Consider the following 21,445-nt stretch of genomic DNA (forward strand, 5'->3'; position numbering starts at 1 on the left):
CGCGGGCTCAGTGCGTCACGGGTTCCGCGGCGGCCATGTAGGTCCGCCGCAGGAACCGCAGCAGCGCCTGCCGTTCGAACTGCACCACCAGCACGCCCTCCGGCGAGTGGAACTCCACCACGGCCTGCACCCGCCCGCACGGCCACACCCGCACGTCACCGCTGCCCGTGGGAGCCCGCAGCCCCTCCTCCAGCAGCTCGCGGCCGAAGGTCCACTCGTGCGTCCCGGCCCCGGCCCCGGGGAGGCCGATGCGCACCGCCCGGGGGTCGCGTTCCGGGTCGTACCGCAGCGTGACCGGTATCGCCTCCAGCTCATCGATCAGCGGGACGGACACGTCCGTGACGATGTGGGCTCGCGCGTACTGCTCGACTACGGACATCGGGCGGTCCCTTCACCGTGAGCCAGGCGGACGGAATCTGTGCGTCCGCCCCCTCTTAAATTTCCCATATTTTCCGGATTGCACCCTTTGAGACGGAATATCCGTACTGGGATAAAACAAGCCACACGCTCTTGCAAACCGTTCGCATCAAGCCACATCATCGAACCGTGCATGTACCTGACGGATTCATCAACGCGCCCACCTCCGCCGCCACCGGTGTGATCGCCGCGGGCGCCGTCGCCGTGAGCCTGCGCGGCGCACGGCGCGAACTCGACGAGCGCACCGCACCGCTGGCCGGCCTCGTGGCGGCGTTCATCTTCGCGGTGCAGATGCTGAACTTCCCCGTCGCGGCGGGGACCAGCGGCCATCTGCTCGGCGGCGCGCTCGCCGCGATACTCGTCGGCCCCTACACAGGGGTCCTGTGCGTCTCCGTCGTCCTGCTCATGCAGGGCATCCTCTTCGCCGACGGCGGCCTGACCGCACTCGGCGTGAACATCACCAACATGGCGATCGTCACCACGGTCGTCGCGTACGCCGTCTTCCGCGGCCTGCTGAAGGTGCTGCCCCGCACCCGCGGGTCGGTCACGGCCGCCTCCTTCGCCGCCGCCCTGCTCTCCGTCCCGGCCGCCGCCCTGGCCTTCACCCTGATGTACGCCATCGGCGGCACCACCGACGTCTCGATCGGCAAGGTCGCCACCGCCATGGTCGGCGTGCACGTGCTCATCGGCATCGGCGAGGCCGTGATCACCGCACTGACCGTCGGCGCGGTCATCGCCGTACGCCCCGACCTGGTGTACGGGGCGCGCGGCCTCACGCAGAAGCTCAAGCTGCGGGTGAACGGCGAACTGGTCGACGCCCCCGGCGCCGAACCCGAGCCCGCCCCCGCGGCCGCCCGGACCTCGCACCGCAGGGTCTGGGCCGCGGGCCTGGTCACCTCCCTGGTCCTGGCCGGGTTCGTCAGCTTCTACGCCTCCGCGAACCCCGACGGCCTGGAGAAGGTCGCCACCGACCACGGCATCGACAAGAAGGCCGAGGAGCACTCCACGGCCGACTCTCCGCTCGCCGACTACGGCGTCAAGGACGTCGATGACGCCCGCCTGTCCGGGGGTCTGGCGGGCGTCATCGGCGTGGGCGTCACGGTCGTCGCGGGCACCGGTGTGTTCTGGGCCGTGCGCCGCCGCCGCTCGGACGACGTCTCCCCGTCCGACACCACGACCACCACCGTCTGACATGGGTGCCGGGCACGCGCACAAGCTCTACCGGCACGGGCACTCGCCCGTGCACGCACTGCCGCCGCACACCAAGCTCGCCGCGGTCTTCGCCTTCGTCGTGGTCGTCGTGTCGACTCCGCGGGAGGCGATGTGGGCCTTCGGGCTGTACGCCGCACTGCTGGGGGCCGTGGCGTACGCCGCGCGCGTGCCCGCCGGGTTCCTGCTCAGGCGGTTGCTGATCGAGGTGCCGTTCGTCGCGTTCGCGGTGCTCATGCCGTTCGTGGCCGAGGGCGAACGGATCGACGTCCTCGGCATGTCCCTCAGCGTGAACGGCCTGTGGGGCGCCTGGAACGTGCTCGCCAAGGGCACGCTCGGCGTCGCCGCCTCCGTACTCCTGGCCGCCACCACCGAACTCCGCGAACTGCTGCTCGGCCTGCAGCGCCTGAAGCTCCCGCCCCTCCTCGTGCAGATCGCGTCCTTCATGATCCGCTACGGCGACGTCATCACGGACGAGATGCGGCGCATGCGGATCGCCCGGGAGTCACGCGGCTTCGAGGCCGGCGGCGTCCGGCACTGGGGCGTGCTGGCCAAGTCCGCGGGCGCCCTGTTCATCCGCTCCTACGAACGCGGCGAGCGCGTGCACCTGGCTATGGTCAGCCGCGGCTACGCCGGTTCCATGCCGGTCATCGACGAGGTGACCGCGTCCCGGGCGCAGTGGTCGTACGCCCTCACCCTCCCGCTGTCCGCGCTCGCGGTCTGTCTGCTGGGATGGTCCCTGTGACTGCTTCCCTCGAGGTCTCGGGCCTCGCCTTCGCCTACCCGGACGGACACCAGGCCCTCTTCGGCGTCGACTTCTCGGTCGCGCGCGGCGAGCGGGTCGCCCTGCTCGGGCCGAACGGCGCCGGGAAGACCACCCTCGTCCTGCACCTCAACGGCATCCTGACCGGCGGCACCGGCACGGTGAACGTGGCCGGGCTGCCCGTCGGCAAGCAGCACATGGCAGAGATCCGGCGCCGGGTCGGCATCGTCTTCCAGGACCCGGACGACCAGCTCTTCATGCCGACCGTCCGGGAGGACGTGGCGTTCGGACCGGCGGCGGCCGGACTGAAGGGGCCGGAGCTGGAGGCGCGCGTGGACCGGGCCCTGGAGCGGGTCGGCATGGCCGAGTTCAGGGACCGCCCGCCGCACCACCTCTCCTTCGGCCAGCGCCGCCGGGTGGCCGTCGCGACCGTCCTCGCCATGGAGCCGGAGATCCTCGTCCTCGACGAGCCCTCCTCCAACCTGGACCCGGCCTCCCGCCGTGAACTGGCCGACATCCTCCGCTCCCTCGACGTGACCGTGCTGATGGTCACCCACGACCTCCCCTACGCCCTGGAGCTGTGCCCGCGCTCCCTGATCCTCAGCGAGGGCGTCATCGCGGCGGACGGCCCGACCGGTGAGCTGCTCTCCGACGAGGAACTGATGCGCGCCCACCGCCTGGAGCTGCCGTTCGGCTTCGACCCGCGTTCCGTGCCGGCCGCTCCGGCCCGTCCGTGACGAAGCCCGTCCGTGACAATGGGCGCGTGACGAACGAGGAGAGTCCGGGATCGCTGCTGCTGGACCAGCAGCTGTGCTTCGCGCTGTACGCCGCCCAGCGCGCGGTGACGGCCGCGTACCGCCCGCTCCTCGACGAACTGGGCCTCACCTACCCGCAGTACCTGGTCCTGCTGGTCCTCTGGGAGCGCGGCGAGACCCCGGTCAAGGAGCTGGCGGCGGCGCTGCGGCTCGACTACGGGACCATGTCGCCGCTGCTCAAGCGGCTGGAGAGCGCGGGTCTCGTACGGCGTGAGCGGTCGGCGCGGGACGAGCGGTCGGTGCTCGTGGCCGCGACCGGGCGAGCGGAGGAACTCCGGGAGCGCGCGGCGTGTGTGCCCGGTGCGCTGCTGGCCGCGACGGGGCTCGACGACACGGAGGTCGCGCGGCTCCGCGAGGAGCTGTGGCGGCTGGCGGGACGGGCCGAGTCGGCGGCGGACCGGGCTCGCTGACCACGAGGGTCAACCCGGTCGGCAACGGGGGTTACCCCCGGTTGCATCCCCCTGATGACGGAAGGTCAGTTACCGGCCAGTACCTTGTGCACGATGTGTTTGTGCACACTTGTTTGTGGGGGAGGACAGCATGACTGACGGCCCCGCCGTCGACACCCGCCCGACGAAGATCATGTATGTCGCGGAGGCCACCGCCCACGGGGGCCGCGAAGGGTACGTCACCAGCCAGGACGGCCACATCGACCTCAAGGTCGCGATGCCCCCGCAGCTCGGCGGCGACGGCAACGGCACCAACCCGGAACAGCTCTTCGCGGCCGGCTACAGCGCCTGCTTCCACAACGCGCTGATCCTCGTCGGCAACCGCGAGGGGTACGACCTGACCGGCTCCACGGTCGCCGCGAAGGTCGGCATCGGCCCCAACAAGCAGCACGGCTACGGCCTCGCGGTCGCCCTCAGCGTCTCCCTCCCGGTCCTCGACCCCGACCTCGCGACCAAGCTGGTGGACGCGGCCCACGAGGTCTGCCCGTACTCGAACGCGACCCGGGGGAACATCGACGTGACGATCCTGCTTGGCTGAAGGGGAGCACCCAGAACGCCACAGCGAGACGAGGAGTACGGACGTGGACGTGCACGGCACAGTGGCCGAGGGCTTCGAGCCGGTCAGGGAAGCGTTCGTACGGAACTTCGAGTCGCTCGGGGAGCGGGGCGCCGCGGTCGCCGTCTACCGGGACGGGCAGCGGCTCGTCGACCTGTGGGCCGGCACGAAGGACGTCGACGGCACGGACCCATGGGAGCACGGCACCGCACAGGTCGTGCGCTCGGCGACGAAGGGCGTCGCCGCCGCCGTACTCCTGCTGCTGCACCAGCGCGGACAGCTGGACCTGGACGCGCCGGTGGGCCACTACTGGCCCGAGTTCAAGGCGCGGGGCAAGGAACGCGTGCTGGTCCGGCACGTCCTGAACCACCGGGCCGGCCTCCCGGTGCTCGACCAGCCCCTCACCCCCGAGCAGGCCCTCGACCCGCTCCGGGGCCCCGAGGCGGTCGCCGCCCAGGCCCCCGCCTGGGAGCCCGGCACCGACCACGGCTACCACGCCCTCACCTACGGCTGGCTGCTCGACGAACTGGTACGGCGCGTGACCGGGCAGGGCACCGGCGAGTGGCTCGCCGCACAGCTCACCGGCCCGCTGGGCCTGGACCTCTGGCTCGGCCTGCCGGACACCGAGGCCGACCGGGTCGGACGCGCGGGCCGCGTCGACGGACCCGAGCCGGCGGGCGGCCTGCGCAGCCGCCCCAAGCGCTCCGTCACCGAGGCCTACGAGGACCCGACGTCCCTGACCCGCCGGGCCTTCGCCGCCATCACCCCGTTCCCGGACCAGAACGACCCGGCCTACCGCGCCGCGGCCCTCCCCGCCACCAACGCCATAGCGACGGCGGACGGACTGGCCCGCTTCTACGCGACACTGATCGGCGACACCTCCGGCGCCGCCCGCCTGTTCACGCCGGAGACGGTCGAACTGGCCCGGGCCGAGGAGTCGGCGGGCCCCGACCGGGTCCTGGTGGTCGGCACCCGCTTCGGCCTCGGCTACATGCTGCACGGCAGCGCCTCCCCCCTCCTCACCCCGGGCTCCTTCGGCCACCCGGGCCGCGGCGGCGCCCTCGGCTTCGCCGACCCCGACACCGGGATCGCGTTCGGCTACGTCACCAACGGCTTCCGCAAGACGGTGACGGCGGACCCGCGGGCACAGGGGCTGGTGAGGGCGGTGCGGGGGGCCATCGGTCTCTGAGGCGGCCCTGGACGTGGGGCGGCTCTAGACGTGGATCGGGTGGGACGTCCGCCCGGATGCCTGGTCGATCTCCTCGTGGGCCTTGGTCAGCAACTGCATGGCGAGTTCGTTGAGCGCCCGGGCCGCGGCGATCTCCTCCCCGACCCTCGGCTGATTGGCGTCGGTCCGATGCCGGCTGGCGTGCCCGTGCGCCCGTACTTCGGTGCCGTCGGGCAGCCTGACCATGGCGACCGCCCGGGTGTGCTGGTCGTCTTCCCTGAACTCCATCTCGACGTGCCATCCCACCGTGGTGTGCATCATGAGGATCACCTCCGGAAGACCTAGTTCCAGGGTGCTCCTCAGGTGGGGCGAACGCACCTGTCCGTTCCCCCCTATCCGGCGTGCAGCATCAGCCCGATCCCGACGACGAGCAGCCCGGCCGCGGCGATCCGCGGCGCCCCGAACCGCTCCTTGAAGAACACGGCCCCGATGGCGGCACCCACGATGATGGACGACTCGCGCAGGGCGGCGATGGGCGCGAGTTCGGCCTTGGTCTGGGCCCACAGCACGAGGGCGTAGGCGGCGACGGAGAGAGCGGCCCCGACCAGGCCGATCCCCGCGAACGGCCGCAGGGTCGCCACGGTCTTCCCGCGCCGGCGGCTCACGGCGTACGCCGGGATCACGACCCCTTGGACCGCCATCAGCCAGGCGATGTACCCGAGGGAGGACCCGGAGGCGCGCACGCCGAGCCCGTCGACGACGGTGTACGCCGCGATCGTCAGCCCGGTCGCCAGGGCCGCTCCGATCGCCGCCCAGTCGGGCCGGTGCCCGCGCAGGCCCCACAGGGCGACGCCGGTCAGCCCCGCGCAGGACAGGGCGATACCGGCGGCGGCCCACCGGTCGGGCACCTCGTCGGCGAAGACCGCCGCGAGCACCGTCACCACCAGGGGCGCGGTGCCGCGCGCGATGGGATAGGCCTGCCCGAAGTCGCCCAGCCGGAACGACGTCATCAACAGCGCGTAGTAACCGATGTGGATGACGGCGGAAACGAGCAGATAGGGCCAGGCCCGGCCCGCAGGGAACGCCACGAAGGGCGCCATGGCCAGCCCTATGAGCAGCCCACCGCCCGAGATCAGCGCGAATCCGGCCAGCTTGTCGGTGATCTTGTGCGCGATGGCGTTCCAGCTGGCGTGCGTGACGGCGGCGAGCAGTACGGCAATGGTGACCAGCGGCGTCACGAGGCGCTCTCGCGCACGTCCACGAGAGTGGCGCCGGCGTGGGCGACGAGGTCCGCGGGTGTCATGGGGAAGACGGTGTAGGGCGTCCCGGCGGCGGCCCAGACGGTCTCGTGCGCGAGCAGGGAACGGTCGGCGAGAACGCGCGTCTTCGTCCGGTGCCCGAAGGGCGGCACACCGCCGATGGCGTACCCGGTGGTCTCCCGGACGAGGTCCACCTTGGCCCGGGTGACCTTGTCGGCACCGAGCTCCTTACGGACGAGTTCGAGGTCGACCCGGGAGGCCCCGTCCATGAGCACCAGCACGGGCACCTTGTCCGCCGCGAAGATCAGCGACTTGCAGATCTGGCTCAACTCACACCCGACAGCGGCGGCTGCCTCGGTGGCGGTACGGGTGGCTTCCGGAAACCGGCGGATCCGAGTGAGCACGTCCGCGAGCCCCAGCTCCCGCAGGGCCTGGGCGAACAAGGGGTGCGCTCCGGAATTCTCGGCGTCAGTGGCGGCTGTCGTCGTCATGGGGGGCACGGTAGCGGTGGGTGTATGAGCCACGCGAGCGAGTACTTCCCGAGCAGAAGCCACCCGGCGAGAGGCGGAGCGCTCGCGCCTCGCCAGCACGCCGGGCGGGCTAAGCGGCGACCGGTGGGTGAGGGAGTCGGAGGGCGCGGGGCGGGTCCGGGCGGTGCGGCGGCCGGTGGTGATTTCGGTGCTCGGTGCTCTCGGCTGTCGTGGAAGCGGTAAAGGAGCGGTTGGGCGGCCCCCAGCCTGCATCAGCCCAGGTAGCCAGAGAGCGTAGTGGCCGAAACACTCCACTTACTGCTTGGGGGCAACGGGCTCTGGCCACCCGCCTTTCCGGGCCGCTCGCTCGCTTCTCTCACGTGCTGGAGCGGCCTGGGTCAAGGGTCGGCCGCAGGCCGATCGGCGGAGCCGACGCGAAGCGCCCTTGAGGCAGGCCGCTCCAGCACGACACTGGCAAAGAAGCGGGCGGCCCCGACAGTTACTTCGTGACGTACGTGAGGAATTCGGCCCGCGGCCGATGAGGGCGCCCCGTCCTACGGAGCCCTCACCGGCCTGTTTCTCAGGCAGTGGGGAGCGTCAGGTGCGGGCCAGTTCCCGGTCCGTGTCCCCTCGGTCGGCGGACGAGCGGCGCAGGCCCTCGCCCTCCACGTCGACGTTCGGCAGGGCCCGGTCCAGCCACCTGGGCAGCCACCAGGCCTTGCGGCCGAGGAGGGCCAGGACGGCCGGGACGATGGCCATGCGGACGACGAACGCATCGAAGAACACCGCGATCGCGAGGCCGAAGCCGATCATCTTGACCATGGACTCGGACGAGCCGATGAAGCCGGCGAAGACGGCCATCATGATGACGGCCGCGGCGGTCACCACCCTCGCCCCGTGCCGGAAGCCCGTGACGATCGCCTGGGCGGGCTTCTCGCCGTGGACGTAGGCCTCCCGCATCCGGGTCACGAGGAACACCTCGTAGTCCATCGCAAGGCCGAAGACCACGCCGACCATGAAGATCGGCATCATCGACATGACCGGGCCCGTCTGCTCCACGCCCATCAGGTCCGACAGCCAGCCCCACTGGAAGACCGCGACGACCGCGCCGAGGGCCGCCATGACCGAGAGGAGGAAGCCGAGGGCCGCCTTCAGGGGGACCAAAATCGAGCGGAAGACGACGATCAGGAGGAGGAAGGCCAGGCCTACCACCAGGACCAGGTAGGGGATCAGCGCGTCGTTGAGTTTCTCGCTGACGTCGATGTTCATCGCCGTGCTGCCGGTGACGAGGACGTTCGCGTCCGTGTCGGCCTTGATGTCCGCGCCCGCGTCCCGGATGCCGTGCACCAGGTTCTCCGTCGTGACGGAGGACGGCTGGGAGCCGGGGATGACGGTGATGGTCGCCGTGTCACCGGCCTTGTTGGGCGCCGGGGGCGTCACCGTGACGACGTCCTTCAGGCCTTTGATCTCGTCGCCGACCTGCGTGAAGGCCGCCTTCGGGTCGTCGCTGCCCTTCGCGTCGACGACGACCATGAGCGGGCCGTTGAAGCCCGGCCCGAAGCCCTCGGAGAGCAGGTCGTAGGCACGGCGCTGGGTGGTGGAGGTGGGCTGGGAGCCGTCGTCGGGCAGGCCCAGTTCCAGGGAGCTCGCCGGGAGGGCCGCCGCGCCGAGGCCGACGACGCCGAGGAGCAGGACCGCGACGGGGCGGCGGACGACGAAGCTCGCCCAGCGCGTGCCCAGGTTGGGGCGCTGCGGCTTGGTCGAAGGCTCGCTCGAAGGGTCCCCCGAAGGCTTCTTCGCAGCCCGGCCCAGCAGCTTGCCCTTCTCGCCCATCGGCTTGACCCTGCGGCCCGCGTAGCCGAGCAGCGCCGGGATCATGGTCAGGGCGATCAGGACCGCGATGGCCACCGTGCCCGCCGCCGCTATGCCCATCTTCGTCAGCATCGGGATGTTGACGACGGAGAGGCCGACCAGGGCGATCACGACCGTCAGGCCGGCGAAGACCACGGCGGAGCCCGCGGTGCCGACCGCGCGGCCGGCCGCTTCCTCGCGTTCGCGGCCCTCGGCCAGTTCCGCGCGGTAGCGGGAGACGATGAAGAGCGCGTAGTCGATGCCGACCGCCAGGCCGATCATCATCGCGAGGGTGGAGGTGGTCGTGCCGAGGTCGAGGGCGCTGGCGAGGCCGGTGATCGCGGAGACGCCGATGCCCACGCCGATGAGCGCCGTCAGCAGCGGCAGCCCGGCCGCGACGAGTGAGCCGAAGGTGATGACGAGGACGACCGCGGCGACCGCGATACCGATGATCTCGCTGGAGCCGGTGTGCGGAACCGCCTGGAGCGCGTCACCGCCGATCTCGACGGTCAGCCCGGCCTCCCGCGCGTCCTGCGCGCTGTCCTCCAGGGCATCCTTGGCGGCGTCGTCGAGTTCCATGCCGGAGACCTTGTACGACACCTGCGCGTAGGCGATCGTGCCGTCCCTGCTGACGGCCTTCGCCTGGTACGGGTCGGTGACGCGGGCGACCTCGGAGCCGTCGGACAGGGCCCGCACGGTCTTCTCGACGGTCGCCTTGTTGCCGGCGTCGGTCATCTTCTCGCCGTCCGGCGCCTTGAAGACGACGCGTGCGGTCGCTCCGTCGGCGCTGGCCCCGGGGAAGCGCTGTTCCAGCAGGTCGAAGGCCTTCTGCGCCTCGGTGCCGGGGATGGAGAACGAGCTGTTGCCCGCGGCGGGCGCGCTGGCCGCGCCGACTCCGGCGAGGGTCAGCAGGGCCACCCAGATCAGGGCTGCGAAGTGCCGTCGCCGGAACGAGAGCCGGCCGAGTTTGTAGAGGAATGTCGCCACGAGGGCTACTCCCGTTCAGGTCGTGGGGTCGGTTCTGGGCAGGGCTGATCAGCCCGACGACGTGAGCGGTTACGTCAGGTGGAGGGCTTGCTGAAGGAGACTCGTCAGCTGACGGGAACGCCGAGGGCGGGGAGGACCACGGCGTCGATGTACGAGATGAGGAACTCCTGGGTCGGCGGCTGCTCGTCGATCAGCGTGCGCGTGGCGAACGCGCCGATGAGCATGTGCACGACGTACTCCAGGGCCGGACAGTCGGCGCGGACCTCACCGCGGTCGACGGCCCGTCGCACCATGCGGTGGAACTCCTCCATCTCCGGTTCGATGAGCAGTTCCTTGAACGCCTGGAGGAGGTCCGGGTTGCCGTGCACCGCCATGAACAGACCCCGCATCAGCGCGGCGTTCTGCTGCATGGCGCAGTCGTCCTCACGCGAGGTGATGGCGTGCAGGTCGCCCCGCAGGGTTCCGGTGTCGACGTCGGAGATGCTGCCCGGCTTGTTGTGCCGGATCGCCTTCGCCACCAGCTCCGGCTTGCCGCCCCACTGGCGGTAGAGCGTGGCCTTGCTGGACCGGGTGCGGGCGGCCACGGCGTCCATGGTGAGGGCGTCGTAGCCGACTTCGCGGAGCAGATCGAGGACGGCCGCGTACAGCTCGGCCTCACGCTCGGGGGTGATCCGGCTGCGGCGCGCGGCGGCGGCCTCGGCCATCCCTGTCACCTTCCTCCTCCGGTTCCTGCGGCGGTACCTGCCGCGAACGACACGGTTTCGTACACGACGAATGTAGCGCAGCCTCCGATAGAAACGAAACGGTTTCGTACGTGTCATGGGTCACCGCACCGTCACCGCACCCCGTTTGCCCTGACTTGCTGCGGTACGCCCCCGGGCAAAGCATGGGGAGGTGAGCTATCTGCGTCTGCCGCACCTCCATGACGACCTGCTGTGCTTCGTGGCCGAGGACGACCTCTGGCTCGCCCCCCTCGACAGCCCCGGCCGCGCCTGGCGGCTCACCGTCGACCGCACCAAGACGGGCCCCGCCCGCTTCTCGCCCGACGGCCGGCATCTCGCGTACACGAGCTGGCGCAGCCTGGTGCCCGAGGTCCATCTCGCCCCGGTGGACGGCGGCCCGGCCCGGCAGCTCAGCCACTGGGGCAGCGCCGACACCCGGGTCTGCGGCTGGACCCCCGACGGCGAGATCCTGGCCGTGGCCTCCCACGGCGAGCCGTTCTCCTACTTCACCTGGGCCTACAAGGTCTCCCCGGACGGCGACCCGGGCCGCAAGCTGCCCTGGGGGCCGGTGGCCGACATCCAGGTCGCCGACATCGACGGAGAGCGCAAGTCCCTCCTCCTGACCGGCACCCCGCCGCACGAACCGGCCTCGTGGAAGCGGTACCGGGGCGGGGCCATGGGCAGGCTGTGGCTGCACGGCGAACGGCTGCTGGCCGGTCTCGGCGGCCATCTGCACTCCCCCATGTTCGTCGGCGGCCGGATCGCCTTCCTCTCCGACCACGAGGGCGTCGGCAACCTCTACTCCTGCGCCTACGACGGCTCCGACCTGCGCCGCCACACCGACCACGACGCCTTCTACGCCCGGCACGCCGCCGGCGACGGCACCCGGGTGGTGTACCAGTGCGCGGGCGACCTGTGGCTGGTCGACGACCTGTCGCCGGACTCGGAGCCGCGCCGGCTGGACGTACGGCTGGGCGGGCCGCGCGCGGGGCGGCGTCCGTACCAGGTGGCGGCGGCCCAGCACGTGGACGGGATCTCGGTCGACGAGACCGGGCGGGCCAGTGCCGTCGTGGTCCGCGGCAGCCTGTACTGGCTCACCCACCGGGACGGTCCGGCCCGCACCCTGACCGACACCCCGGGCGTCCGGGTGCGGATGCCGGAGATGCTCGGCGCGAGCGGGCGGGTGGCGTACGTGACGGACGCGGAGGGCGAGGACGCGATCGAGATCGCCTCCCTTCCCCGGGCGAGCGGCGACCGCGTGCCCAGGCGGCTGGCCTCGGGCGCCCTGGGCCGGGTGCGCGAGCTGGTGTCGGACCCGGCGGGCGAACGGCTCGCGGTCGCCTCGCACGACGGGCGGCTGCTGCTGGTCGACGTCACCGAGGAGTCCGAGGGCGAGGTCGGTGAGCTGATCCGGTCGGTCAACGGGCCTGTGCGGGATCTCGCGTTCTCCCCGGACGGGCAGTGGCTGACCTGGTCGCATCCGGGTATCGGGCGCACGCTGCGGCAGATCAAGATGGCCCGGCTCACCGGGGCCGCGGAAGGGGGCCGGCTCGTCGTCGACGTCACCAACGGCCGTTTCGAGGACGAGAACCCGGTGTTCACACGCGACGGCCGCTACCTCGCCTTCCTCTCCTGGCGCGGCTTCGACCCCGTCTACGACGTGCACACCGGCGACCTGTCCTTCCCGCTGGGCTGCCGCCCCTACCTCGTCCCGCTGTCCTCCGCGACGCCCTCCCCGTTCGCGGTGAACCCGGAGGGCCGCCCGGCCGCCGGGGGCCTGGACCCGGTGGAGGACGACGAGAACGGGGAGAACGGGGCCGTGACCGTCGAGGTGGAGGGGCTGGAGAGCCGGGTCACGCCCTTCCCGGTGGCCGCCTCCAAGTACTCGGCGCTGCATCCGGTGGCGGGCGGCGGGCTGGTGTGGCTGCGCTGGCCGATCTCGGGCGCGCTCGGCGAGACGTTCGCCAACCCGGACGACACCAGCGGGCGGCCGACGCTGGAGCACTTCGGCATCACCAACGCCAGGAAGTCCGAACTCGCCCTGCACCTCGACTTCTTCGCGGTCAGCGGCGACGGCACCCGGCTGGTCGTGGTCGACGAGGGCGAGCTGCGCGCGGTGCCGGCCACCGAGCAGGGCGACTCGGACACGACGGTGTGGATCGACGCGCGCCGCATCCTGCACGTGGTCGACCCGGCGGCGGAGTGGCGGCAGGCGTACGAGGAGGCCGGGCGGCTGATCCGGGCGTACTTCTGGGAGCCGGGCATGTGCGGCATCGACTGGGACGGGGTGCTGGACCAGTACCGTCCGCTGGTCGAACGGGTCGCGTCCCCGGACGAGTTCGCGGACCTGCTGCGCGAGGTGCTGGGCGAGCTGGGCACCTCCCACGCCTACGTCACCGCCGCCCGGCGCAACGAGGGACCGCCGCACTACCAGCGCCGGCAGGGTCTGCTGGGCGCCAACTTCGTACGCCGGGACGACGGCTGGACCGTCAAGCGGATCCTGGCCGGCGACTCCTCGGACTCCAAGGCCCGTTCCCCGCTGGCCGGTACGGGCATCCGGGAGGGGGCCGTGCTGACTCACGTCGACGGCCGACCGGTGGATCCGGACGCGGGCCCGTATCCGCTGCTGGCGGGCGCGGGCGGTACGACGGTGGAGCTGACCTTCTCCCCGCCGGCGAAGCCACCGGAGGGTGAGGGCCCGCCGCGCCGGGTCGCCGTCGTCCCGCTGGTCGACGAGCGGCCGTTGCGCTACCAGGACTGGGTGGCCAAACGCCGGGCGGTGGTCAGGCAGTTGAGCGGGGGCCGCTGCGGCTATCTGCACATCCCGGACATGGGCGGTTCAGGCTGGGCGCAGTTCAACCGCGACCTGCGCATGGAGGTGTCCCGCCCGGCACTGATCGTGGACGTGCGCGGCAACGCCGGCGGCCACATCAGCGAGCTGGTCGTCGAGACGCTGAGCCGCACGATCCTCGGCTGGGACCTGACCCGCGACGCGCAGCCCGTGTCGTACACCTCGAACGCGCCGCGTGGCCCGGTGGTGGCGCTGGCGGACGAGGCGACCTCCTCCGACGGCGACATGATCACCGCCGCGTTCAAGCTGCTGAAGCTGGGCCCGGTGGTGGGGCAGCGCACCTGGGGCGGTGTGGTCGGCATGACCGGCCGCCACGAACTGGGGGACGGCACGGTGATCACGGTGCCGATGAACGCGGCCTGGTTCGACGCGTACGGCTGGTCGGTGGAGAACCGGGGTGTCGCCCCCGACATCGACGTCCTGCGCACCCCGCTGGACTGGGCGGAGGGCCGGCACGCCCAGTTGACCGACGCGGTGGAGCTGGCCCTCGGGCTGCTGGAGACCAACCCCGCGGCGAAGCCGCCGACTTACAGCGACGTACCGGACCGCTCCCGCCCGAAGCTGCCGCCCAGGGCGTGAGAAGCCGGGGGTGAGGGAGCCGGGGGTGAGGAAGCCGGGGGACGCGAGAAGGGGTGCCCCGCGCGAGGCACCCCTTCCGTTCAGCGCGCAACGTCAGGCGTCGTAGTCCTGGTCGAAGCGGTCCTCCTGCTCGCGCTCCCGCTCACGGTCGCGGTCACGCTGCGGGTGCTGCGGCGAGTCCATGTCCTCGTCGCGCCGGCGGCCGCGGCCCTGCATCTGCTCGCGGGCCTGGTCGGCCTTCTGGCGGGCCTGGTTCTGCCACTGCTCGGACTTCTCCTGGAACTGGTCCTTCATACCCATGTGGGTTCACTCCCGTTGGGGGTGAGGGGATCTGGCTCGATCAGATTCACACGGGTCATGACCCTGCGCATGTCGATCACTTACGGAGCGTAGTCCGCTGCTGCTCATCGGCCGCTCCACCCGCCCCGACGAGGCCGGTGCGGATGCCCGTCAGCCGGTCCGCGAACCGCCGCATCTCCCGTTGTCCCACCGTCCCGACGACCCCGGGCAGGTAGCCGCGCACGCCCTGCATGCCGCGCAGCCACCACTGCCCGTACACATGGCTGGAGCGCCGCTCGATCCCGGTCACGAGCCGGTCCACGGGCGGTCCGAGCGGGTAGGTCTTGTTGGACGGCCAGGGCAGCCGCTGCCTCAACTCCCGCATGACGTCGTCCTGGTCGGCCCCGCGCACCATGTCGGTGTCGGTCCACGACAGGTACCCGACACCGACCTTCACGCCCCGGTACCCGACCTCGGCGCGCAGGCTGTGCGCGTACGCCTCCACGCCCGCCTTGGAGGCGCAGTACGCGGTCATCATCGGCGCCGGGGTGATCGCGGCCAGGGACGCGATCTGGAGCAGATAGCCCCGGCTCTGCAGCAGCATCGGCAGGAAGGCGCGGGCGGTCACCGCCGAGCCGACCAGGTTGACCTCGATCACCCGCCGCCAGGACTCCGGGTCGGAGTCGGCGAACGGCCCGCCGGTGGCGACACCGGCGTTGGCGACGACGATGTCGACCCTGCCGAAGCGCTCCTTCACCTCGCTCGCGACCCGGGCCATCGCCTCGTGGTCGGTGACGTCGGCGTGCCAGTGGTCGCTGTCGCTGTGCAGCCGCCCGGAGACCTCCTTGAGGGCGTCCGGCTCCAGGCCGACCAGCGCCACCTTCACGCCGCGCGCGGAGAGCTTGCGGGCCAGCAACTCCCCCACGCCACGCGCCGCCCCGGTCACCACGGCGACCTTCCCTTCGAGGTTCACCCTGCTCATGCGCTCTCCTCGGTCACGACGTGGATGTGTGCGGCGGCCAGTTCCCGGATCTTCGCGCCGACGAGTTCGGGTGCCTCGACCGGGGTCATGTGGCCGATGCCGGGCAGCTCGGTGAGTCCCGCGCAGTGCGGCAGCGCGGCGGCCAGGGCCCGGGACTGCGCCGGCGGGGTCAGCCGGTCCGCCGTACCGACGACCACGGCCGTGGGCACGTCGAGTTCCCGTACGCCGTGGTCGAGGTCGAGCAGGTCCAGCACGTGCGACCAGGTGTGGCGGACCTTGCGGGGGCAGGCGTGCACGATGCGGGCGCACGCCTCGACCATGTGCGGGGCCGAACCGGGGCCCATCGTGCCGTACTTGAGGATCCGGCGGGCCAGCGGCGTGACCGGCCCGAGCGGGGCGCGGGAGCCGAGGATCCGCCGGGTCAGCCAGGTCCGCAGCCGCCCGGCCCGCATCGGTACGACGGTGGCGGCCGCGACCAGCTGCGAACTGCCCGTGCTGCACAGCAGGACGGCGGCGGTGTGCTCACGGAAGACGGCCCTGCCGGAGGCCGCCATCACGGTCATGCCGCCCATGGAGTGCCCGGCGATGACGGCCTGTTCGCCCGGGGCGAGGGTGGCGGTGAGGACCGCCTCCAGGTCGTCGGCGAGCGCGTCGGTGCTGCACGCGGGGCTCGCGGGGCTGCGTCCGTGGCCGCGCTGGTCGTAGGCGATGACCCGGTGGTCGGCGGCCAGTGCGCGGATCTGCGCCGCCCAGAAGGCGGTGGAGCAGGTCCAGCCGTGGGCGAGGACGACGGCCGGGGCGCCGTCGGGTCCGTGGACCTCGACGTGCAGCCGGGCGCCGTCGGCGGAGACGGCGGTCAGTTCCCGCGCGGGGGCGGGCGGGGCGTAGGGGCCGGAGTCGACGTGGAGGAGACGGCTCACGCGTCCACCTCGGCCTTCTCCTGCGCGATGGTCTTCCTGGCCGCGGGGGTCCGCAGGACGGCGTACTCCGTGAGATCCACCCTGCGGGTCGCTCGCCGGAACTCTCCGGTCGTGCCGGGCCAGATGGTGGTGTTGCGGCCGCTCGCGTCGAGGTACCAGCTGGTGCAGCCGCCGGTGTTCCACACGGTGCGCTTCATGCGCTCCTGCACCCGGTGGTTCCAGGCGCGCACGGCGCTCGGGCGGGCGTCGAGGGCGACCCGTCCGCCGAGGACGTCGAGTTGGCGGACGTAGTCGGCCAGGTAGTTCAGCTGCGACTCGATCATGAGGATCATGGAGGAGTTCCCGAGGCCGGTGTTGGGCCCGATGATCGTCATCCAGTTGGGAAAGCCGGCCGCGCTGGCGCCGCGCAGGGCCTCCATGCCGCCCTTCCAGCTCTCGGCGAGGGTCCGCCCGTCGGCGCCCACGACCCGCTCGGCGATGGGCATGTCGGTGACGTGGAAGCCGGTTCCGAAGACGATCGCGTCCACCTCGGCCTCGCTGCCGTCGGCGGCGACGAGGGTGGACCCGCGGACCTCCGCGAGCCCGCTGGCGACCACGTCCACGTTGGGCTGCGCGAGCGCCGGATAGTAGTCGCTGGACAGCAGGATCCGCTTGCAGCCGATGCGGTAGTCGGGGGTGAGCTTCGCCCGCAGGGCCGGGTCCTTGATGGAGCGGGCCATGTTGCGCCGGGCCAGGTCCTCGACGAGGCCGAGCTGCTTCGGGTGCTTGGTGAACGCCTGGACCTGCAACTCCCGGATGCCCCACAGCAGTCCGCGCCTGAGCTGCGAGGTGAAGGGCAGCTGCCGGTGCAGCCACCGCTCGGCGCCGCTGATGTCCCGGTCGACGCGGGGCATCACCCAGGGCGGGGTGCGCTGGAACAGGGTCAGGCGCGAGACCTCGGGCTGGATGGCGGGCACGATCTGGGCGGCCGAGGCGCCGGTCCCCACCATGGCGACGCGCTTGCCGCGCAGGTCGCAGTCGTGGTCCCAGCGGGCCGAGTGGAACACCTCGCCCGGGAAGGAGTCCAGACCCGGGACGGCCGGGATCTTCGGGTCGGACAGCGGCCCGGTGGCCGACACGACGAGGTCCGCCGACAGGCTCCCGCTGCTGGTCTCGATGTCCCAGCACAGCCGCTCGCCGTTCCAGGTCATCCGCTTCACCTCCGAGTCGAAGCGGAGGTGCGGGCGGAGCCGGAACACGTCCGTCACGTGCTCCAGGTAGGCGCGGATGTGTTCCTGGCCCGAGAAGGTGCGCGGCCAGTCGGGGTTGGGCGCGAAGGAGAACGAGTAGAGATGCGACGGCACGTCGCACCGGCAGCCCGGGTAGCTGTTGTCCCGCCAGGTGCCGCCGACGCTGCTCGCCCGCTCCAGGACGACGAAGTCGGTGACGCCCTCGCGGCGCAGCCGTACGGCGGCCCCCAGTCCACCGAATCCGGACCCGACCACCGCGACCCGCACATGCTCGCGTTCGTGTTCGCGTTCGCCCATGCCGACACCTCCACACACCACGAGACCGCGCCAGTGAACACTGGCGCAATGGGAGCGTAGGGCAGTGGCGTACTGATGGGTAGGGGGCGGGACGAGGAAGTTACCCCTGGTACGCCTTAAGGTGCCCAGGTGGCCGAGAAGCGTGAATACCGCATGGAAGAGCTGGCCCGCCTGGCCGGGATCACGGTGCGCACCCTGCGTTTCTACCGCGAACGCAAGCTGATCCCGCCACCCCGCCGCGAGGGCCGCATCGCCTGGTACGACGACGACCACCTGGCCCGGCTCCGCACGATCACGGCACTGCTGGACCGCGGCCACACCCTCAGCGGCATCGCGGAACTCGCCGAGGCCTTCGACCACGGCCGCGACGTCGGCGACTTGCTCGGCGTCGGCGCCCCGACCGAGGAGGAGCCCGTCCACCTCACCCCCGAGGAACTCGCCGACCACTTCGCCGGCGAGGCCACGCCCGAGAACCTCGCCGCCGCCATGGAACTGGGCTACCTCGGCACCGACGGCGGCGAGATCGTCCACATCAGCCGCCGCCTCCTGGACGTCTCCTCGGCCCTGGTCCACGAGGGCATCCCCCTCGCCGAGGTCCTCCACGCGGCCAAACAGGTCCGCACCCACGCCGACGCCCTGGCCGAACTCTTCACCACCCTGGTCCTCCGCCACGCCTCCGAGACCGACCTGCCCCGCCTGCGCCCGCTGGCCCGGAGCGTGGTGGAGGCGGAACTGTCGCTGGCGCTGGACCGGCGGATGCGAAAGCAGGGCTAGCGGTCGTACACCACGGTCACCGGGGCGTGGTCGGACCAGCGCTCGGCATGCGTCGCGGCCCGCTCCACGAACCCCTTGACCGCCCGCTCGGCGAGCCCGGGGGTCGCGGCGTGCAGGTCGATCCTCCAGCCCGTGTCGTTGTCGAAGGCCCGCCCCCGGTACGACCACCACGAGTACGGCCCCTCGGTGTCCGGGTGCAAGGCGCGGACGACGTCGACGTAGCCACCGTCGGCCGGGTCGAGGACACGGGACAGCCAGTCGCGCTCCTCGGGCAGGAACCCGGAGTTCTTCTGGTTGCCGCGCCAGTTCTTCAGGTCGGCCTTCTGGTGGGCGATGTTCCAGTCGCCGCAGACCAGCACCTCGCGCCCGTCGGCGGCGGCACGCTCCCGGAGCCCCTTGAGGTAGGCGAGGAACTCGCCCATGAAGCGCTCCTTCTCGTCCTGCCGTTCGGTACCGACCTCGCCCGAGGGGAGGTAGAGGGAGGCGACGGTGACCCCGGGCAGGTCCGCCTCCAGGTAGCGCCCGCTGCCGTCGAACTCCTGCGAGCCGAACCCGACCTGGACCCGGTCGGGCTCGCGGCGGGTGTAGAGGGAGACGCCGGCCCGGCCCTTGGCGGCGGCCGGCGCGTGCGTCACATGCCAGCCCCCGGGGGCACGGACGTGCTCGGGCAGCTGTTCCGGTTCGGCGCGCACCTCCTGGAGGCACACGACATCGGCTTCCGTCTGCCCGAGCCACTCCACGAAGCCCTTCTTCGCGGCGGCACGCAGTCCGTTCACATTCACAGAGGTCACAGTGAGCACCCCGGCACGATACCGGCACACTGGACCAGGTCCAGATCCGGATCGAATACGGTGGCTCGCATGCACATACGCCGGGTCTCCTTCGACCACCCCGACGCCGTGAAGCTGAACGATCAGGTCCAGGCCGAGTACGCCGTCCGCTACGGCGACGACGGTGACGCCACGCCCATGGCCCCGTCGGACTTCGATCCGCCGAACGGCATCTACCTGATCGCGTACGACGAGCACGACACCCCGGTCGCCTCGGGCGGCTGGCGTGCCCAGGAGGCGAACGGCGAGGGCAACCTGGACGGCGACGCCGAGCTCAAGCGCATGTACGTGGTGGAGCAGGTGCGCGGCCGGGGTCTGGCCCGTCGCATCCTGGCCGCCCTGGAGGAGGACGCCCGCGCGGCCGGCCGGGTCCGCATGGTGCTGGAGACGGGCCTCAAGCAGCCGGAGGCCATGGCCCTGTACACGTCCAGCGGCTACGAGCCGTGCGCGAAGTTCGGCTACTACCGCCATTACGAGGCGAGCCGCTGCTTCGCGAAGAGCCTCTGAGCCGTGTGGCGCTGAACACACGTCAGAGCCCCGGTCGGGGATCCCGACCGGGGCTCTGATCTGTGCGTGGACCTGAGGGGATTTGAACCCCTGGCCCCCTCGATGCGAACGAGGTGCGCTACCGGACTGCGCCACAGGCCCTTGCAACGAGTGAAACTTTAGCACCCCGATCGGCCTGCTTGGAAATCCGTTCCCGTAGGGCGGTCACCTGCGGCTTCGCGGGCCTATTCGTTGGCGGCCCGGGGCCGGTCCCCGTCCTCGTACTGATCGAACAGCGGCGTGCGGCCGCGCTCTCGGGCCCGCCGTGCGGAGGCCGCGCGGCGGGCGTCACTGCGCCCGTCGTCGTCGCCCCTCTCCTGCGAGCGGTGTTCCGCCTCACCGGGGTCCGCGGGGTGGGCCTCGTCCTCCAGGTCCGGGGTGACCGCGCTCGATCGCGCCGAGCTCCAGGTGTCGGGGGCGCCGAGGTCCACGTCGCTGGTGGCCCGGGGTGCGACGGGTGCGGTCACGTAGGTCGGCAGGGGCACCGGCACGGGCTCCCAGCTGTCGCCCTGTCCCGGCCGGCGCTGACGCTCGCGCTGCTGGTCGACCCACTCGGCGTGGTCGGTCTGCTCGACGAGGGCGCGCCGGTCCGCCGCGAGGGCCGACAGACCGGGGTCGGCCACCGGCTCGGGTCCCCCCTCCGGTTCGTCGGCCTCTTCGTCGGCGGAGGCGCGCCGACGGGGCTGGCGCTGCCGTTCCCGGAGCCGCTGGGCGGCGGCCTCGGCCCGGCGGCGGTCCATCTGGTAGGCGAAGCGGCGGCGCTCCTGGGTGCGCAGGTACGCGATGTAGACGCTGAGCATCACGGCGGGCACGCCCGGGGCCCACAGGAACGCGAGGCCGCCGACCGCGGCCACGATCGCGCCGAGGGTGAAGGCGAGGAACAGCATGATGGTGGTGCGCCGACGGCGCGCGAGCACCTTCGAGCGCCGGGCTCGTGCTGCGGCCGCCTGGGACTGGGGTGACGGGCCGCGCCGCGCGGCGGGCACCCGGCCGCGCCGGCGGTCGTCGCCCGGCGCGTTCGGGCCGGGCGCCGGGCGGGCCTGCTCGGGGGCGGGCGACGGTACGGGTGCCTGGGTCTGAGGACGGGTCTTGGACACGGCGAAGGCCCGGACGTCCACCGAGTCGGTGACGGCGTCCAGGTCGGCGTCCTGCTCCCCCTCGTCGGTGGAGCGCGCCCGCAGGTCCTTGGCGTACCGGCGCTCCATCCCCGCCCGTCCGGACAGCAGCCGGATGGCGGTGCTGAAGCGTTCCGTCGGACGGGCCTCGTTCAGCTCGTCCTGCCTACGGAGCCACATCGGCACCAAGTAGGCGGCCCAGGCCCCGACAATGACTGCGTAGATGAGGCCGCTGCTGCTCACGTCTCACACCGTAGAGGGGTTTGCGTGAGGCCATCCGCCAATTGCGCCGGTGTGTCGCACGATCTGGCTGATATTTCGAACTTTTTTTGTGACCGATGCGATCAGCAGACCACCGAGGCCGGGAATTCAATGCC

21 protein-coding genes and 1 tRNA gene are annotated in these 21,445 nt (G+C 71.8%); 9 read left to right on the top strand and 13 right to left on the bottom strand.

All coding sequences use genetic code 11. The features are described 5' to 3' along the window. Nucleotides 1–7: 7 nt before the first annotated feature. On the bottom strand, nucleotides 8–379 hold the full coding sequence (locus ABZ016_RS12235) for an SsgA family sporulation/cell division regulator (protein WP_356916485.1): 372 nt from the start codon (nucleotides 377–379) through the stop codon (nucleotides 8–10). 167 nt (nucleotides 380–546) lie between these two features. Between ABZ016_RS12235 and ABZ016_RS12240 the strand changes: the two genes are divergently transcribed. The 6 genes from ABZ016_RS12240 (at nucleotide 547) to ABZ016_RS12265 (ending at nucleotide 5,398) form a co-directional block, all read left to right on the top strand. Beyond that, nucleotides 547–1,608 carry an energy-coupling factor ABC transporter permease gene (locus ABZ016_RS12240; protein WP_356916486.1) on the top strand — a complete coding sequence of 354 codons (1,062 nt, stop codon included), beginning with the start codon at nucleotides 547–549 and terminating at the stop codon, nucleotides 1,606–1,608. Nucleotide 1,609: 1 nt separating this feature from the next. After that, nucleotides 1,610–2,371 carry a cobalt ECF transporter T component CbiQ gene (gene cbiQ, locus ABZ016_RS12245; RefSeq protein WP_356916487.1) on the top strand — a complete coding sequence of 254 codons (762 nt, stop codon included), beginning with the start codon at nucleotides 1,610–1,612 and terminating at the stop codon, nucleotides 2,369–2,371. After that, nucleotides 2,359–3,126, top strand: coding sequence for an ABC transporter ATP-binding protein (locus tag ABZ016_RS12250; RefSeq protein ID WP_356916488.1), 768 nt, complete (start codon nucleotides 2,359–2,361; stop codon nucleotides 3,124–3,126). The genes cbiQ and ABZ016_RS12250 overlap by 13 nt, the downstream gene beginning before the upstream one ends. 26 nt (nucleotides 3,127–3,152) lie before the next feature. Beyond that, nucleotides 3,153–3,614: a MarR family transcriptional regulator gene (locus ABZ016_RS12255; RefSeq protein ID WP_356916489.1), complete on the top strand. Its 462-nt coding sequence runs from the start codon at nucleotides 3,153–3,155 to the stop codon at nucleotides 3,612–3,614. Nucleotides 3,615–3,744: 130 nt separating this feature from the next. Beyond that, a complete protein-coding gene (locus tag ABZ016_RS12260; protein ID WP_356916490.1) occupies nucleotides 3,745–4,191 on the top strand; it encodes an organic hydroperoxide resistance protein in 447 nt (148 codons plus the stop codon). A 43-nt stretch (nucleotides 4,192–4,234) separates the two neighbouring features. Continuing rightward, nucleotides 4,235–5,398 (top strand): serine hydrolase domain-containing protein, encoded by a 1,164-nt coding sequence (locus tag ABZ016_RS12265; protein ID WP_356916491.1) that lies wholly within the window; start codon nucleotides 4,235–4,237, stop codon nucleotides 5,396–5,398. Between the two features lie 24 nt (nucleotides 5,399–5,422). Here the strand turns inward: ABZ016_RS12265 and ABZ016_RS12270 are convergent, their stop codons facing one another. The 5 genes from ABZ016_RS12270 to ABZ016_RS12290 form a co-directional block, all read right to left on the bottom strand. Further along, on the bottom strand, nucleotides 5,423–5,698 hold the full coding sequence (locus ABZ016_RS12270; protein ID WP_356916492.1) for a DUF1876 domain-containing protein: 276 nt from the start codon (nucleotides 5,696–5,698) through the stop codon (nucleotides 5,423–5,425). Between the two features lie 71 nt (nucleotides 5,699–5,769). Continuing rightward, a complete protein-coding gene (locus tag ABZ016_RS12275; protein WP_356916493.1) occupies nucleotides 5,770–6,615 on the bottom strand; it encodes a DMT family transporter in 846 nt (281 codons plus the stop codon). Next, on the bottom strand, nucleotides 6,612–7,127 hold the full coding sequence (locus ABZ016_RS12280) for a YbaK/EbsC family protein (protein WP_356916494.1): 516 nt from the start codon (nucleotides 7,125–7,127) through the stop codon (nucleotides 6,612–6,614). The genes ABZ016_RS12275 and ABZ016_RS12280 overlap by 4 nt, the downstream gene beginning before the upstream one ends. Before the next feature lie 576 nt (nucleotides 7,128–7,703). Continuing rightward, on the bottom strand, nucleotides 7,704–9,944 hold the full coding sequence (locus tag ABZ016_RS12285; RefSeq protein ID WP_356916495.1) for an MMPL family transporter: 2,241 nt from the start codon (nucleotides 9,942–9,944) through the stop codon (nucleotides 7,704–7,706). A gap of 104 nt (nucleotides 9,945–10,048) precedes the next feature. Next, nucleotides 10,049–10,648 carry a TetR/AcrR family transcriptional regulator gene (locus ABZ016_RS12290; protein ID WP_356916496.1) on the bottom strand — a complete coding sequence of 200 codons (600 nt, stop codon included), beginning with the start codon at nucleotides 10,646–10,648 and terminating at the stop codon, nucleotides 10,049–10,051. A 190-nt stretch (nucleotides 10,649–10,838) separates the two neighbouring features. On the opposite strand from ABZ016_RS12290, the gene ABZ016_RS12295 reads away from it, so the two are divergent. Beyond that, the gene (locus tag ABZ016_RS12295; RefSeq protein WP_356916497.1) at nucleotides 10,839–14,096 is read left to right on the top strand and encodes a S41 family peptidase; all 3,258 of its coding nucleotides are present in this window, start codon (nucleotides 10,839–10,841) and stop codon (nucleotides 14,094–14,096) included. Nucleotides 14,097–14,189: 93 nt separating this feature from the next. Here ABZ016_RS12295 and ABZ016_RS12300 read toward each other — a convergent pair whose 3' ends face one another. The 4 genes from ABZ016_RS12300 to ABZ016_RS12315 form a co-directional block, all read right to left on the bottom strand. After that, nucleotides 14,190–14,396: a hypothetical protein gene (locus ABZ016_RS12300; protein ID WP_345662528.1), complete on the bottom strand. Its 207-nt coding sequence runs from the start codon at nucleotides 14,394–14,396 to the stop codon at nucleotides 14,190–14,192. A gap of 76 nt (nucleotides 14,397–14,472) precedes the next feature. Then, nucleotides 14,473–15,357 (bottom strand): SDR family oxidoreductase, encoded by an 885-nt coding sequence (locus ABZ016_RS12305; RefSeq protein WP_356916498.1) that lies wholly within the window; start codon nucleotides 15,355–15,357, stop codon nucleotides 14,473–14,475. Further along, nucleotides 15,354–16,277 carry an alpha/beta hydrolase gene (locus ABZ016_RS12310; protein ID WP_356916499.1) on the bottom strand — a complete coding sequence of 308 codons (924 nt, stop codon included), beginning with the start codon at nucleotides 16,275–16,277 and terminating at the stop codon, nucleotides 15,354–15,356. Before ABZ016_RS12310 ends, ABZ016_RS12305 begins: the two co-directional genes overlap by 4 nt. After that, nucleotides 16,274–17,803 carry an NAD(P)/FAD-dependent oxidoreductase gene (locus ABZ016_RS12315; RefSeq protein WP_356916500.1) on the bottom strand — a complete coding sequence of 510 codons (1,530 nt, stop codon included), beginning with the start codon at nucleotides 17,801–17,803 and terminating at the stop codon, nucleotides 16,274–16,276. Before ABZ016_RS12315 ends, ABZ016_RS12310 begins: the two co-directional genes overlap by 4 nt. A gap of 129 nt (nucleotides 17,804–17,932) precedes the next feature. Between ABZ016_RS12315 and ABZ016_RS12320 the strand changes: the two genes are divergently transcribed. Next, nucleotides 17,933–18,577, top strand: coding sequence for a MerR family transcriptional regulator (locus ABZ016_RS12320; RefSeq protein WP_356916501.1), 645 nt, complete (start codon nucleotides 17,933–17,935; stop codon nucleotides 18,575–18,577). Here ABZ016_RS12320 and ABZ016_RS12325 read toward each other — a convergent pair. Beyond that, complete coding sequence (locus tag ABZ016_RS12325) at nucleotides 18,574–19,368, bottom strand: exodeoxyribonuclease III (RefSeq protein ID WP_356916502.1); 795 nt, start codon at nucleotides 19,366–19,368, stop codon at nucleotides 18,574–18,576. The two genes, ABZ016_RS12320 and ABZ016_RS12325, sit on opposite strands and share 4 nt — an antisense overlap. A 69-nt stretch (nucleotides 19,369–19,437) precedes the next feature. Here ABZ016_RS12325 and ABZ016_RS12330 point away from each other — a divergent pair, with 69 nt between their 5' ends. Further along, nucleotides 19,438–19,914 carry a GNAT family N-acetyltransferase gene (locus ABZ016_RS12330; RefSeq protein ID WP_356916503.1) on the top strand — a complete coding sequence of 159 codons (477 nt, stop codon included), beginning with the start codon at nucleotides 19,438–19,440 and terminating at the stop codon, nucleotides 19,912–19,914. Nucleotides 19,915–19,981: 67 nt separating this feature from the next. Here the strand turns inward: ABZ016_RS12330 and ABZ016_RS12335 are convergent. Both ABZ016_RS12335 and glpR read right to left on the bottom strand, forming a co-directional pair. Beyond that, nucleotides 19,982–20,055: transfer RNA gene (locus tag ABZ016_RS12335), tRNA-Ala, on the bottom strand. A gap of 83 nt (nucleotides 20,056–20,138) precedes the next feature. After that, complete coding sequence (gene glpR / locus ABZ016_RS12340; protein ID WP_356916504.1) at nucleotides 20,139–21,311, bottom strand: gephyrin-like molybdotransferase receptor GlpR; 1,173 nt, start codon at nucleotides 21,309–21,311, stop codon at nucleotides 20,139–20,141. Nucleotides 21,312–21,445: the final 134 nt, after the last annotated feature.

It is taken from the genome of Streptomyces sp. NPDC006372, assembly GCF_040612515.1.
Taxonomy (GTDB): domain Bacteria; phylum Actinomycetota; class Actinomycetes; order Streptomycetales; family Streptomycetaceae; genus Streptomyces.

Coding starts and splice junctions, on each gene's coding strand:
- ABZ016_RS12235 (WP_356916485.1), bottom strand. CDS start 379: ATGTCCGTAGTCGAGCAGTACGCGCGAGCCCACATCGTCACGGACGTG.
- cbiQ (WP_356916487.1), top strand. CDS start 1,610: ATGGGTGCCGGGCACGCGCACAAGCTCTACCGGCACGGGCACTCGCCC.
- ABZ016_RS12250 (WP_356916488.1), top strand. CDS start 2,359: ATGGTCCCTGTGACTGCTTCCCTCGAGGTCTCGGGCCTCGCCTTCGCC.
- ABZ016_RS12260 (WP_356916490.1), top strand. CDS start 3,745: ATGACTGACGGCCCCGCCGTCGACACCCGCCCGACGAAGATCATGTAT.
- ABZ016_RS12270 (WP_356916492.1), bottom strand. CDS start 5,698: ATGATGCACACCACGGTGGGATGGCACGTCGAGATGGAGTTCAGGGAA.
- ABZ016_RS12280 (WP_356916494.1), bottom strand. CDS start 7,127: ATGACGACGACAGCCGCCACTGACGCCGAGAATTCCGGAGCGCACCCC.
- ABZ016_RS12290 (WP_356916496.1), bottom strand. CDS start 10,648: ATGGCCGAGGCCGCCGCCGCGCGCCGCAGCCGGATCACCCCCGAGCGT.
- ABZ016_RS12300 (WP_345662528.1), bottom strand. CDS start 14,396: ATGGGTATGAAGGACCAGTTCCAGGAGAAGTCCGAGCAGTGGCAGAAC.
- ABZ016_RS12305 (WP_356916498.1), bottom strand. CDS start 15,357: ATGAGCAGGGTGAACCTCGAAGGGAAGGTCGCCGTGGTGACCGGGGCG.
- ABZ016_RS12315 (WP_356916500.1), bottom strand. CDS start 17,803: ATGGGCGAACGCGAACACGAACGCGAGCATGTGCGGGTCGCGGTGGTC.
- ABZ016_RS12330 (WP_356916503.1), top strand. CDS start 19,438: ATGCACATACGCCGGGTCTCCTTCGACCACCCCGACGCCGTGAAGCTG.